We start from the raw sequence: 12,650 nt of genomic DNA, 5'->3' as shown, positions 1-12,650 counted from the left end.
CTGTGGCGCGCGTCACCCCTGCGAGGGCATTCGATGTACTGCGTTTGCAGTACGTGGGATTCCGCGATCGGATGATTCCTTCGCACGGGATGCTTCGACACAATGGAGGTATGCACACGAAACGCGAGCCACCGACTGCCGCTGCGGCAGGACAACACTGGCTTGCGTGCTTCCCCACCTGGGGGAGCGACGTGCTCGCGATTGCGGTTGTGCTCGTCACCTCGTTCTTCGGAGTTCCGATGATGCCGGGCGGCGGCCGGTGGCTCGGCGGCGGTGCTGACGGCGGTGGCCGTCCCACTGATGGGCGGATCGACCCCGGCGACCTGACTGGCCCTGGCGGTATCGATCAGCCGGCGCTGACGTTCCTGCTGCCACTCATCATCGTGCTCGTGGCGTGCGCGCTTATTCCGCTGCGCCGGCGCTGGCCCGTCACGGTCATGGGGACGGGTCTCGCACTGTACTGCCTGACGATCTTGCTGCGAGAACCCGCCATGGGCGTCGGCATCGTGGTCGTGCTCGCCGCATACAACCTCGGCGCAACGCTCACGCGTCGCACGACCCTCATCGTGGGGGGCACCGCGACCGTGATCGTGGTCGCACTGAGTCTCACGAGCTCGGAGTTCGGTGTGATTGATGTGCGCGTCTTCCAAATCGCAGCTGGCATCGCGGTCGCGGCGGCGCTCGGGGACAGCACCCGCTCAAAGCGTGAGGCTGCCGCAGCAGCGACCGAGCGCGCGGAACGAGCCGAGCAGACACGCGAGGCTGAGGCGCAGCAGCGCGTGGCAGAGGAACGACTGCGCATTGCGCAGGACCTCCACGACACGGTCGCACACCAGATCTCGGTCATTAGCCTGAACGCGGGAGTGGCCTCCAGCGCCCTCGACGCCAAGCCAGAGAAAGCCCGGACTGCCTTGCGCACCATCCGCCGATCATCGCGCGAGGTGCTGTCAGAGATTAGTGAGCTCCTCAACTATCTCCGCACAGAGGACGAGACCGGCGCAGCCCCGCCCCAGCCGACCGCCGAAGACATCATGACCCTCACCGACCGGGTACGTGACGCTGGGCTCACGGTTACCCTCACAGGCGCCGAAGCGCTGCCGCAGGTGACCGGCGCGACCGGCCGCGTGCTCTACCGGGTCGTGCAGGAAGGCCTCACGAACGCCCACAAGCACGGCTCGGGCGGCACAGCCTCCGTCACCATCGCAATCGATGGCGGCGACGCGGTCGTCACTATCACCAACCCAGTATCGGCTGCTGGCCGCAACCAACCCGATCCGCTGCGAGGTGGCCTCGGACTCACCGGCATCCGTGAGCGGGTCGCATCAATCGGCGGATCGGTCGACATCGCCACCAACGAAACCTTTACGCTCGCAGCTCGACTGCCGCTCAAACGAGAGGACAACGCATGATTCGCGTACTCGTGGTCGACGATCAGTCGCTCATTCGGCAGGCTGTCGTTGACATTCTGGCGAGTGAAGACGACATTGACGTTGTCGGAGAAGCAACCAACGGGGAGGAAGCGCTCGCGCTCGCCGCAGAGCTGGACCCTGATGTTGTGCTCATGGATATCCGGATGCCGAAGCTCGACGGTATCTCTGCGACTGCAGCACTGTGTGAGGGGGCGGCGGGTGCCGGTGGTACGGGTGGCGCGAGTGCAGTGGGCGCGGGTGATTCCGACTCTGATCGGGCCGGTACACGCGTGCTCATTCTCACAACGTTCGAGGAAGATGAGAACGTCGTCGCGGCGCTCCGGGCCGGCGCGAGCGGGTTTCTCGGCAAGGGCGCAGAGCCAGAAGAAATCGTGCGCGCGGTACAGGCCGTGCACGCCGGTGACGCGCTGCTGTCGCCAGCCGCAACCCGCAGCCTTATCGCGCGATACGTTGCCGCTCCGGCCGCGCCTGCCGTGGACGAGGCCGCGCACCCAGAACTCGCAACGCTGACTGAGCGTGAGCGTGAGGTGCTGCTGCTCGTGGCACGCGGCAAATCGAATCAAGAGATCGCAGATGAGCTCTTCATCTCGCCGCACACCGCGAAAACGCACGTGAACCGCATCATGATGAAGGTGTTTGCGCACGACCGTGCACAGCTCGTGATTCTCGCGTACGAGAGCGGGCTGCTGGTGCCTGGGCTCGGGGGCTAAGCATGGCTGTGGCCTAAACCGAACGACGCTACATTTGTTAAACCGAGCGCCGCTCGGTTATTGTGATTCCAATCGATCGATTGGATTGCAATGGCGCGACCCCACACCCCCATCCTCAGCGAAGAGCGCATCCTCGCTGCCGTCCGTGTGCTCAGCACAGACGGCGACTTCACGCTCGCTCAGCTTGCCCGGGCACTCGATGTGCGTGTGTCTTCGATCTATCACCATGTGCCGTCAAAGGCCGCGATCGTACACCTGCTTCGCCGGGAATGGATCACACAGCTGCGCGCCGAACTCGGGGAAATCACAGGCCGCGAGCGGCTCTCGGCAATCGTCCGCTCGTACGCCGACTTCGCGAGCAGCATTCCCGCGCTCGTGCCGTACCTCGTGACCGAACCGCTCCGCGATGACGAGCTCACCTGGTTCTATGAGGATGTCGCAGAGACACTGCACAGTCTCGGCGTCGCAACCGAACGGATCCTGCCATTCATTGGCACGATCGATGCCGCGGTCGTTGGCGCCGCGTTCGACCTGCTCGCACCGCCGTTCCAGGAAGGGGAGATCTCGTCAGAGGCGCACCCCTACTTGAGTGCGGCGCTCGCGACGCTCCCCGAAGATTTCGATCGCCGCGTGCACCTGCGTTCAACGATCGATGATTTGCTCACTGGCCTGCTGCGTGGGGCGACCAGCACCGAGAGCAAGAACTGACGCGCGCGGTAGCGCACCGGTTCACCCAGCACCACCAACACTCACCTCCCACGCAATTCACGATGCGCGACTCCGTCGTCGCGCAGGCTCTACCCCAACGAAGAGGAAGACCGAGAATGTCCCGACCCACAACCGGCGTAGCTCGCGCCGGTGCTCCCACAATGGGCGCGCTCATCACCACCTGGGTGTTTGCGCTCCTGCCAGCAAACCTAGTTCCCTCGATTGTTGAAAAGCTCGTCTACGAACTGGGCGTATCGGTGACGACCGCCGGGTTCGTCGCTACCGGCATGACCCTCGCGAACGCCGCCGCGGTGCTACTGACTCGTCGCGCTGTGCAGCGAGGAAATCGCGTGGTCATCGCGCGTATCGGTCTCGCGATCATGATGCTCGCGTTCCTGTCCGGCGCAATTTGGCCGGTCGCAAACGTCAGCATGGTCGCCCTGATTGCTGGAGGCATCGGCTCCGGCTTTGTGATCTCGGCAGCGACTGCCGCAGTCTCGGCGACACCCGATCCCGACCGATCGACCACAATTGTCATGATCGTCAACCGTTTCGTTGTCGCGGTTGCCTTCCTGACGATCCCACTCGTTGGCGGCGGCGTGCGCGAGCTGTTCCTTATCCTCGCGATCCCTGGCATCCTCGGCTTCATTGGTGCGCACTGGCTTCCTCGCGTTCCTGAGGCGACCGCCGCGATTGACGTCGTTGGTACCGCAGCGACTGCTGCGGCAGCCGGTGATGCAGCACCCCACGCTCCCGGTTCGCTCGGTGCAGAGGGGAAACCCGTCGCCGAAGCAGTCGACGCGAGCGAGGGGCGGATCCGCCGAATCGGCTGGCTCCTCGCCCTCGGCTTCGGCGCTTGGTCGATCACCGATGATGGCGTCTATGGGCTCGTTGGCGTGATTGTTGGTGAGAGCGATATGCAGGTTTCAGACAGCTTCGTGCCTATGATCTTTGCGCTCTCCGTATTCTGCGGGCTTGCTGGTGCGCTCATGGCGCCGTTCATGCACCGGTGGTTCGGACGCACCGCAACGCTCATCGGATTGCTCAGCGTCAGCGCGATTGCAAAGCTCGGCCTCATGACGCTCGCGACCCCCGTCATGTATGCGACCTCGAGTGCCGTATGGGGCTTCGTGTTCGGCGCAATGCTGCCGCTCATCTTCGGCCTTGCGGCGTCGCTGTCGCGTGACGGCGGCGTGAGTGTGCTCGTCAATGGTGTTTACATTTTCGGTGTCGCCCTTGGCCCACTTGTGTCGACTCAGTTGTTTGACCGCGCAGGCTCAGGCGTGCTTGCAACCGTCATGACGACGATCGCGATCGTGAGCGGTGCCCTCATTATCTACGCGTCGCGCTTCGCAGAGCAGCACCAGAAGCAGACCACCGCATCACCCACTGACGCTGCGCAGGCAGCTGTATCGAATGGAGTTCAGGCATGATCCGCACACTCATTACCAACGCCACCGCGTTTCTCGGCGGTACTCCGGTCGAAGGCCGAGGCGTGCTCATCGCCAACGGCAAGATTGTCGCGGTCGGTGACTCGGCCGCGATTGCCGCACTGCCAGAGGCGGTCGGCGCCGAGCACATCGATGCGCGGGGCGGCCTGTTGCATGCGAGCTTCGCTGACGCCCACGTGCACGCGGTCTTTGGCGGCGTTGAACTTGGACGCTGCGAGCTGAGCGATTGTGACAACGCTGAAGAGACACTCGCGCGCATCGCAGAATACTCGTCAGCGCACGATGGTGAGTGGATCCTTGGCGGCGGCTGGAGCATGTCGCATTTCGAGGGTGGCGCTCCGACGCGCGAAGCGCTCGACGCGATCGTGAGCGACCGACCGGCGTTCCTCATCAACGCGGATCACCACGGTGCCTGGGCGAACTCGCGTGCGTTCGAGCTCGCTGGCATCGACGCGAATACGCCGGATCCCGCTGACGGCCGCTTCGAGCGGCACGAAGACGGTACCCCGAGCGGCACTATGCATGAGGGCGCCCAGGAACTCTTCTCGCATGTGTTGCCCCCGACCACGATCGAGGAATGCCGCGCTGGCCTGCTGCGTGGGCAAGAACTTCTGCACGGCTACGGAATCACCGCCTGGCAGGAAGCGATTCTGGGCGCATACGCGGGATACCCCGACGTCACCCCTGCTTACACTGCTGAGATGGCAGACGGGGTAGACGCTGATGTCTCAGGCGCGCTCTGGGTGACTCGTGACCTGTCGAACCCTGAATCGCCCGTCGACGCCGACGCGATCGTCGCGGACTTCGAGCGGCGTCGCGCTGAGGCCGCCGCACACGGCTTCAACACGAGCACTGCCAAGATTATGGTCGATGGTGTGGCAGAGAACCTCACTGCCGCGATGAACGAGCCGTATGTTGATGGCTGTGACTGCGGCGGCGGATCCGCCAATCGCGGCCTCGCATACTTCAGCGCCGAAGACCTTAAGGCGCTCGTCCCCAAGCTCAACGCGCGCGGATTCAACGCTCACTTCCATGCCATCGGCGATCGCGCAGCTCGGTACGCGCTCGACGCGGTTGCGGCAGTTCCCGCGGCGGATCGTGCCGGGGTGCGCAACCATATCGCGCACCTGCAGGTGGTGGATCCCGCTGACATTCCGCGCTTTGTCGAGCTCGATGTGACCGCCAACTGTCAGGCGCTGTGGGCGGTACTTGAGGCACAGATGGTCGAGCTCACGCTGCCAATTTTGGGCGAAGAACGCGCCGGCTGGCAGTACCCGTTCGGGTCGCTCATGCGTGCCGGGACCGAGGTCGCATTCGGTTCAGACTGGTCAGTCTCGACCCCCGATCCCTGGCAGGCGATGCACGTTGCGGTGAACCGCCGCGCGCCCGGTATCGCTGATTCTGAGCCGCTCCTTCCCAATGAGGCATTGCCCCTCGAGGTCGCCCTCGATGGGTACACTCGTGGTTCGCACTCGCTGCTCGGTACCCCGGGCGGTGCCGGCCACATCACTGCCGGTGCAGTTGCTGACCTTGCGCTCACCGACCGCAACCCGTTCGCGGCGCCCGCGAGCGAGATCTGGCAGACGCGCAACGTACTAACAATGCGTCAGGGGCGGATCGTCGCAGACAACCGCTAACGCCTACACGCAGTGAAGCCCGGGCCATCGCGGTCCGGGCTTCACTGCGTGTAAACCGAGGTTCGAGCAGTTCCTAACGGTTATAGCGATCGAGTCGCATCTGCGCGGTCGCTTCGTGAGCTGACATGCCTTCCGAAGCTGAGATGGTGACGGTCGCGGGAGCCAGAAGCGGCGTTGCCTCGCGCTCAACCCGCTGGAAGGTCAAAGGCTTCAGGAAGCGTGCGACCGAGAGGCCTGCGCTGTGCTTCGCTCCGCCTGCCGTGGGCAGGGTGTGGTTTGTTCCTGCCATTCCCTTGTCTGAGTACGCAACGGTGCTCCACTCGCCAAGGAAAACTGAACCGTAGTTTCGTAGGTTCTCGTGATACCAAGCATCATCAGAGGTGAGTACCTCAAGGTGCTCCGTTGCCAAATCATCCATAAGCGCCACGGCGACTTCGCGGGAGCTTGCCACCGTAACTGAACCGTAGTCACGCCATGCGGGTCCACAAATATGGGCAGTGGAAAGCGTTTGAAGCTGTCGCTCCACCGCTGCAATGACTGCACGGCCGTGAGCTTCATTTGTGGTGACCAGCGCCGCCGGAGAATTCGGGCCGTGTTCTGCCTGGCCAAGCAAGTCAGCGGCGACGAGCTCAGGATCGGCTGTTTCATCTGCGAGTACCGCAATTTCGGATGGGCCCGCAAGCAGATCAATCGCAACCTGCCCGAATAGCTGGCGCTTTGCTTCAGCCACGAAGGCGTTTCCGGCACCAACAAGCATATCTACGGGGAGTTCGTCGATGAGGCCGTATGCCATGGCTGCGAGAGCCTGAACACCGCCCAAAAGGAAGATGCGATCAGCGCCAGAAACCTTTGCAGTGTAGAGCACGGCGTCGTTCGCAAGGCCAGAAGGCTGGGGAGGCGTACACGCGATTACCTGAGGAACGCCTGCCGCCTTTGCGACACCAACTGTCATGAATGCGCTCGCGGTGAGAGGGAAACGGCCTGCAGGCATGTAAGCGCCAACCCGGCCTACAGGTATGTACTTCACCCCTGTGTGCAGTCCGGGCGCGAGCTCAACTTCGAAGTCGCGAAGGCTGGTGCGTTGGTGGCGGGCGAAGGCCTGGGTGCGCTCTGCGCCAAGGTCAATCGCTTCGCGAAGCTCACGGGGAATTCGATCGCCACTGGTTGCGATGGTCTTGTCAGAGATTTCGAAATCTGGGCCCTGCCAGTTGTCGAGGGACTTCGCGTAGTCGCGAACAGCATCTAGGCCACGACGTTCAATGTCGAGGAGCATGCTCGAGACCTTTGAAACGACCTCAGGGTCGCGCTGTGCGGCTGGCACATCGAGGGGAGTCTTCAAACGGGTGAAATGACCGGCGTACTTGTCAAGAATAGGCTGAGTGAACTTCATGATCTGATGCTAGAAAGCGGTTGGGTCTAATACAACGTGGCAACTAGCTCTACATCCCATAGGATCAAGCTATGACACTTACTCAGCTGCGGGCATTCGTATATTCAGTTGATGGCGGGTCCTTCACTGCCGCAGCTGCCAGACTCGATGTCTCTCAGCCCACAGTCTCAGCATTGATTCGGAAGTTGGAAGAGCATCACAAGATGTCTCTCTTCATCCGGACTGGAAGAAAACTGATGCTCACAGCCGCTGGGCAGGAACTCTTGGGATGGGCGCGGCAGATTGTTGAATCTTCAGAGCGCGCAGATGAAGCACTTGTTGAGATGCGGGGTGCCCGTCGTGGATCGATTTCGATCGGTGTGCTCCGTAACGCAAATTTCTACTTCCTCCCCGACATGGTGGAGGAATTCCACCGCAGTCATCCCGAAGTGCAGGTAAGGCTTTTCGGCCAAAACTCGTACGAGGTTGTCGAAGGCGTACGTGAAGGAAAGCTTGAAGCTGGGATCGTGGTGTTGCCGGTGCCAGACGACGAGCTCGAAGTGTTTCCATTGATTAGAGACGAAGTCATGTGGGCCAGCAGTAACCCTGAACATGTAACGAAGCCGGTGAAGGTCGAAGACGTTGCAAGTAAAAAGATCGTGCTTTATGACGCAAGTTATAGCTGGAATGATCCAACGAGGCGTCAGCTCAGTGAACGTGCACAGCGACTCGGCTTGCGGTTGCAGCCACAGTTTGAGGTTGAATACCTGGAAGCGGCGCTGGAGCTGGTGCGACGGGGCGTGGGTGACACCATGGTGTCGCACGCTGTCACCCAGAGTAAGAGCTTTCCGACGGGCATCTACGTTGCCCCATTCGAGCAGCCGCTATATGACACAATTGCGGTAATTCGGAGGAGAAACAGCGTGCTATCTCCGGTGGTTCTAGAACTCATTGATTTAGTGAGTGCGATTCTGAAGAAGCGAGTCGCGAAACCGCTCGACTAGTCAGAACGAACTGCGCGCTTTAGCGTTCCAGCCCGCGGACCAAAACGCCAAAGCGCGCAAAAGTGGATTAATTACTAGACGTCGTCCTCAATTTCTAACGGAACGACTCCTACGACTTCTGTCTCTGGAGTGTCGAGGAGGCCTGAGCGGCGGAGCAAGGCACGGGTCTTCGTGTGCTTCGGGAACTCGAATATCTCATTCGGCGGACCCTGTTCTACGATTCGGCCGTTGTCCATCACGATGACTCGATCAGCGATCTCCTTGGCAAATTGCATCTCGTGAGTCACGATCATCATTGTCGTACCGGTGCTAGCGATTTTCTTAATGACCGCGAGGACCTCGCCGACAAGCTCAGGGTCGAGCGCAGAGGTTGGCTCGTCGAAAAGCATGACGCTTGGTTCCATTGCCATCGCGCGCGCGATAGCCACACGCTGTTTTTGGCCCCCAGAGAGCCGTGAAGGGTAGTTCTCCATGCGATCTGCAAGGCCGACAAGCTCGAGCGCAGGGACGGCCAGATTAATCGCGTCGGCTTTAGACAGCTTTTTAACGTCTCGGAGAGGCGCGACTACGTTTTCCAGTGCGGTCTTATTCATGAAGAGATTGAAATGCTGGAACACCATCGCGATGTCTTGTCGCTTGCGCGCCGTGTCCTTCGCCGATTCCGAAACCAGTTTTCCATCACTTCGTCTGTAGCCGACGAGATGATCGTTGACGAGAATCTCACCGCTGTCGATGACCTCGAGCTTGTTGATGCAACGAAGCAACGTCGATTTTCCGGAGCCGCTCGAACCGATGAGAACCACCACTTCTCCGGGCCTCACTTCGAGATCAACGCCTTTCAAGACTTCAAGTGTTTTACGGGTGGAGGTGCGTCCAACGAGACGTTGCCAGAGTGTCGGCTTTTCCCCGATTTGGAAGCTCTTATGGACGTTTTGGATGCTGATGACCGAATTAGGCACGAGCGCGGACCTTTCGTTCGAGCACAATAACAAGACGCGAGAGTGGGAGCGACAGAGCGAGATACAGCAGAGCCGCAGCCGTATAGATTTCAACGGTTTGGAAAGTCTGTGCGTTCAAAGTGTTGGCAGTCTTGAGGATCTCAGAGACCGCAATGACCGAAGTTAGGGCGGTGTCTTTCACCATTGCTATGAAGTAGTTGCCGATCGGTCCAAGCGCCACCTTAAATGATTGCGGAATCACAATCTTCCATAGTGTTTTTGTTGGAGTGTAGCCGAGAGAAAGCGCAGCCTCTGTCTGGCCCGAGTCGATCGCAAGGATGGAAGTTCGATACACCTCAGAAAGGTATGCTGCGTAGTTCAGCCCAAGACCCACTATGCCTGCCGCGATGGGGTCCAGTGAGATGCCAACGGTTGGGAGTACGAAGTAGATGTACACGAGCTGAACGAGTAACGGGGTGCCGCGTAGTACTTCAACGTAGATTGTTGCAATTGCGCGCAGAATCTTGCTTTGTGAAAGACGCGCCAGCGCTACTAGTAAACCTAGGACTAGAGCAAGAATCATCGCCCCGATTGCGAGCTGAGCGACAACTGGAATCGCTCGAATGAGTGATGGGAAAACGCTAAAGACGCTTTCAAGGAACTCCATGATGGACCTTTCAAATGCTTGAGCGGGGTCCGTTTACAGGTACCCCGCTCAAACGGCGATTATTCTGCTGCGTTATCTTCGGTCAGACCGTACTTCTTAAGAATCTCAAGGTACTTCGGCGTAGCCTTCAAATCTGCAAGAGCGCTGTTGAGGTCGTCAAGCAGCTTCTTGCTGTCATCATCCTGGCGGAATGCGGCAGCGATCGTGCCGGGGAAGTAAGGCTCGTAGGGGGTGACGAGCTTGACCTTCGGGTTCGGGTTCTGTTCGAGGCTCCATGCGACGACTGCCTGGTCTGTGAATGCAGCGTCAACCTGACCGTTGGCCACTGCCTGGAGCATGTTCGCCTGAGAGTCGTACATCTTGATGTTGCCCTCGCCGGTCAGCGATTGCGCGATCTCGAGGTGAGTGGTTCCGGTCATGACGCCGATCGTCTTGTCCTTCGCGTCTTCACGGTTCTTAAGGGTTGAATCCGCAGGGACGAGCATGCCTTCGCCCTGGTAATACCAAGTGTCAGAGAACGCGAGCGTTTTCTTGCGTTCGTCGGTTACGTATAGCCCATCAGCAATGAAGTCTGCTTTTTTCGAAAGAACTGTCTGCGGCATCGTGGCGAAGTCTGTAACTACAACTTCGATGTCCCAATCGAGCTGTTCAGCCATGGCATTGAGCATGTCACCGTCGATGCCAGTCAGTTCACCTGTCGCATCATCGACGAAGGAGAAAGGGGCATCGTTGGAAGTGACAATTGTGACAGTTCGCTGCCCACCGTCTTCAGTGGCAGCATCGCCGTCCTTTGGAGCTGAGCTGCATCCGCTCAAGGTGAGAAGTGCCGCTGCAAAAGCGGCAATTAGAGCAGTCTTTTTACGAGTGATCATTGTCTTTGTATCCCTTGTTCAATACCCGCGTCATTGCTGGCACTTTCAAACAGTCTCGGGAAAGTCAGGAAGCCGCGCAAGCCGAGGGCGGTCTATAGCAGCCATAGGTTTGAGCTATACCATTGCGCCTTGTGCCACGAAGTCGGCTAGAGTTCCGATTCCGAGTTCACTGCGTACAATCTGGGTATGGCTGGACATCGCATTTACAAGCTCGCATTTTCGGATCTCTACCCGAACTACACAGCGAAGGCTGAGCGGAAGGGCCGCACAGCAGCTGAGGTCGACGAGATCATCTGTTGGCTGACGGGCTACTCTCAGGCACAGCTGGCTGAACTGATTACCCCAGGAAACGAGACAAACCTGGAAGAGTTCTTTGACGAGGCTCCCAAACTGAATGAGGCACGTTCGGCAATCAAGGGCGTCATTTGCGGTGTGCGGATCGAAGAGATCGAAGATCCGCTCATGCGTGAGATCCGCTACCTCGACAAGCTCATCGATGAGCTCGCAAAGGGGAAAGCGATGGAAAAGATCTTGCGCGCACCGCAGGCTGGTTAAACCGGCTGGCTAGCGCAGTGGCGTGGTGAATTCCCGCACCATCTCTGCGACAGGTTGCGCACTCTTGATGATCGCTTCGTGGCCGCGGCCGGGGATTTCTTCCATGCGCGCGTGAGGAATCGCCTCAGCCACTTCGCTCACCCATGTTCTGGGACACACACGATCGGTCTCGCCGCGGATCACTAGCGTCGGCACCTGGATGTGCGGGCACAGTCGCTCGAGATGATGGTGCAACATGAACTTCAGCTTGCTTGCAAACCAGCGGGGGCTCGTATGCAAGTACTCCCACATTCCGGTGAAGATAACTTTGGGATCCTCGCCAGTGAGGTCTTGCACCATGCGAAGCGCCTGTTTGGTTGCGGTGCGCTCATACTTATTGACCGTTGGCGCGATGAGTACGAGGCTTGCGACAAGGTCTGGGTGATGCAGCGCGATTTCAGCGACAATTTGCGTGCCCATTGAATGGCCGACAAGATGCACGCGACCGGGTGCCTCACTCCGGATGAACTCGGTAACTACGCGTGCGGTCTCCTCCAAAGATGTGGTGGTGCCAGGCTCTGGTGAATCTCCGAATCCAGGCAGGTCGAGCGCGAGCACCCGGCCGTCAACCGCGAGATCGGATGCAACCTCGGTAAAGGTCACTCGCCCCATCCCAATGCCGTGGATAAGCACGAAAGTCTTGCCCGTCGGACCAGGCGTATCGGTGAATGCGATCTCAATCTCGCCAGCACGGTACGTGCGATCTTGCCCCGTCATGGCTCCACAATAGCTGCGACAGAGACCTTATGGCTGGAACAAACGAGCTATGCGCCCGCGAGCGCCTCAAGCTGTGCACGCAGGCCTACGGACTCCTGTTGAATCCAGTACTCGACGATAAACCCGTCGACCACGCGATAGACGGCGCTCCCGATGCTCTCAAGCGGACGTCCGGTGGGCTCGAACCCATCGATTACGCCGATGTGGTGGCCGTGCTGGATCCACCGTACGTATGCCTTGTCACCGTTGACGAGTAGCTCGTCAATCGTCAGCTCGAAGTGCCCGAACATGTCGATCATCTCGTGCACGTGCTCGGTGTAATTGCTGGGTGTGCGTTCAAGGGTCGTCTGCATGCCTGCTACGACCTGATGCGCGAGTACCTCAGAGGCAAGATAGATGTCGGCTCGCTCGGGGGCTTCGCCACTGCGGATCTCGGCGAGGAAGCCGTGGATAGTTTCTGCGGTGCTTCGCGTCATACCTCAAGGGTACGGTGTGCGAGCAGGCCGAACCTGCACATGCCGTGACACAAGCAGCGGCTCAGTGGTTGGCAGCC

At 59.8% G+C, this 12,650-nt stretch carries 13 protein-coding genes; 7 read left to right on the top strand and 6 right to left on the bottom strand.

Features of this window, described 5'->3' with window-relative positions; all coding sequences use genetic code 11:
• The first annotated feature begins 110 nt into the window (after positions 1-110).
• From ICL81_RS11450 to ICL81_RS11430, 5 genes are all read left to right on the top strand, one after another.
• Entirely contained in the window at positions 111-1,409 is a 1,299-nt protein-coding gene (locus tag ICL81_RS11450; protein WP_188035002.1) for a sensor histidine kinase, read from the top strand.
• On the top strand, positions 1,406-2,140 hold the full coding sequence (locus tag ICL81_RS11445; RefSeq protein WP_188035001.1) for a response regulator transcription factor: 735 nt from the start codon (positions 1,406-1,408) through the stop codon (positions 2,138-2,140). The genes ICL81_RS11450 and ICL81_RS11445 overlap by 4 nt, the downstream gene beginning before the upstream one ends.
• Before the next feature lie 90 nt (positions 2,141-2,230).
• Complete coding sequence (locus ICL81_RS11440) at positions 2,231-2,848, top strand: TetR/AcrR family transcriptional regulator (RefSeq protein ID WP_188023264.1); 618 nt, start codon at positions 2,231-2,233, stop codon at positions 2,846-2,848.
• A 116-nt stretch (positions 2,849-2,964) separates the two neighbouring features.
• Entirely contained in the window at positions 2,965-4,281 is a 1,317-nt protein-coding gene (locus ICL81_RS11435) for an MFS transporter (RefSeq protein WP_188035000.1), read from the top strand.
• Positions 4,278-5,936 (top strand): amidohydrolase, encoded by a 1,659-nt coding sequence (locus ICL81_RS11430; protein WP_188034999.1) that lies wholly within the window; start codon positions 4,278-4,280, stop codon positions 5,934-5,936. The genes ICL81_RS11435 and ICL81_RS11430 overlap by 4 nt, the downstream gene beginning before the upstream one ends.
• 73 nt (positions 5,937-6,009) lie before the next feature.
• Here the strand turns inward: ICL81_RS11430 and hisD are convergent, their stop codons facing one another.
• Positions 6,010-7,326: a histidinol dehydrogenase gene (hisD, locus tag ICL81_RS11425; protein ID WP_188034998.1), complete on the bottom strand. Its 1,317-nt coding sequence runs from the start codon at positions 7,324-7,326 to the stop codon at positions 6,010-6,012.
• A 71-nt stretch (positions 7,327-7,397) separates the two neighbouring features.
• On the opposite strand from hisD, the gene ICL81_RS11420 reads away from it, so the two are divergent.
• Positions 7,398-8,309, top strand: coding sequence for a LysR family transcriptional regulator (locus ICL81_RS11420; RefSeq protein ID WP_188034997.1), 912 nt, complete (start codon positions 7,398-7,400; stop codon positions 8,307-8,309).
• Between the two features lie 74 nt (positions 8,310-8,383).
• Here ICL81_RS11420 and ICL81_RS11415 read toward each other — a convergent pair whose 3' ends face one another.
• The 3 genes from ICL81_RS11415 to ICL81_RS11405 are packed head-to-tail and all read right to left on the bottom strand — an operon-like array spanning position 8,384 to position 10,786.
• Entirely contained in the window at positions 8,384-9,268 is an 885-nt protein-coding gene (locus tag ICL81_RS11415; RefSeq protein WP_370566883.1) for an amino acid ABC transporter ATP-binding protein, read from the bottom strand.
• On the bottom strand, positions 9,261-9,914 hold the full coding sequence (locus ICL81_RS11410; protein ID WP_188023259.1) for an amino acid ABC transporter permease: 654 nt from the start codon (positions 9,912-9,914) through the stop codon (positions 9,261-9,263). The genes ICL81_RS11415 and ICL81_RS11410 overlap by 8 nt, the downstream gene beginning before the upstream one ends.
• Before the next feature lie 59 nt (positions 9,915-9,973).
• Positions 9,974-10,786, bottom strand: a complete 813-nt coding sequence (locus ICL81_RS11405; protein WP_188034996.1) for an ABC transporter substrate-binding protein — start codon at positions 10,784-10,786, stop codon at positions 9,974-9,976.
• A 186-nt stretch (positions 10,787-10,972) separates the two neighbouring features.
• Between ICL81_RS11405 and ICL81_RS11400 the strand changes: the two genes are divergently transcribed.
• Positions 10,973-11,341, top strand: coding sequence for a DUF2200 domain-containing protein (locus ICL81_RS11400; protein WP_188034995.1), 369 nt, complete (start codon positions 10,973-10,975; stop codon positions 11,339-11,341).
• A gap of 9 nt (positions 11,342-11,350) precedes the next feature.
• Here ICL81_RS11400 and ICL81_RS11395 read toward each other — a convergent pair whose 3' ends face one another.
• Together ICL81_RS11395 and ICL81_RS11390 are read right to left on the bottom strand one after the other, a co-directional pair.
• Entirely contained in the window at positions 11,351-12,097 is a 747-nt protein-coding gene (locus tag ICL81_RS11395) for an alpha/beta fold hydrolase (protein WP_188034994.1), read from the bottom strand.
• A 47-nt stretch (positions 12,098-12,144) separates the two neighbouring features.
• A complete protein-coding gene (locus ICL81_RS11390) occupies positions 12,145-12,573 on the bottom strand; it encodes an ester cyclase (protein WP_188034993.1) in 429 nt (142 codons plus the stop codon).
• Between the last annotated feature and the right edge of the window lie 77 nt (positions 12,574-12,650).

This window comes from Leucobacter sp. cx-328 (assembly GCF_014530035.1).
GTDB lineage: Bacteria > Actinomycetota > Actinomycetes > Actinomycetales > Microbacteriaceae > Leucobacter.
The sequence above is the reverse complement of the archived record's forward strand: the minus strand, read 5'-3'. Positions and strand labels throughout refer to the sequence as shown.

Excerpts from the sequence above, each read along its gene's own strand:
- ICL81_RS11450 (WP_188035002.1), top strand. The coding sequence starts at position 111 with ATGCACACGAAACGCGAGCCACCGACTGCCGCTGCGGCAGGACAACAC.
- ICL81_RS11445 (WP_188035001.1), top strand. The coding sequence starts at position 1,406 with ATGATTCGCGTACTCGTGGTCGACGATCAGTCGCTCATTCGGCAGGCT.
- ICL81_RS11440 (WP_188023264.1), top strand. The coding sequence starts at position 2,231 with ATGGCGCGACCCCACACCCCCATCCTCAGCGAAGAGCGCATCCTCGCT.
- ICL81_RS11435 (WP_188035000.1), top strand. The coding sequence starts at position 2,965 with ATGTCCCGACCCACAACCGGCGTAGCTCGCGCCGGTGCTCCCACAATG.
- ICL81_RS11430 (WP_188034999.1), top strand. The coding sequence starts at position 4,278 with ATGATCCGCACACTCATTACCAACGCCACCGCGTTTCTCGGCGGTACT.
- hisD (WP_188034998.1), bottom strand. The coding sequence starts at position 7,326 with ATGAAGTTCACTCAGCCTATTCTTGACAAGTACGCCGGTCATTTCACC.
- ICL81_RS11420 (WP_188034997.1), top strand. The coding sequence starts at position 7,398 with ATGACACTTACTCAGCTGCGGGCATTCGTATATTCAGTTGATGGCGGG.
- ICL81_RS11410 (WP_188023259.1), bottom strand. The coding sequence starts at position 9,914 with ATGGAGTTCCTTGAAAGCGTCTTTAGCGTTTTCCCATCACTCATTCGA.
- ICL81_RS11405 (WP_188034996.1), bottom strand. The coding sequence starts at position 10,786 with ATGATCACTCGTAAAAAGACTGCTCTAATTGCCGCTTTTGCAGCGGCA.
- ICL81_RS11400 (WP_188034995.1), top strand. The coding sequence starts at position 10,973 with ATGGCTGGACATCGCATTTACAAGCTCGCATTTTCGGATCTCTACCCG.
- ICL81_RS11395 (WP_188034994.1), bottom strand. The coding sequence starts at position 12,097 with ATGACGGGGCAAGATCGCACGTACCGTGCTGGCGAGATTGAGATCGCA.
- ICL81_RS11390 (WP_188034993.1), bottom strand. The coding sequence starts at position 12,573 with ATGACGCGAAGCACCGCAGAAACTATCCACGGCTTCCTCGCCGAGATC.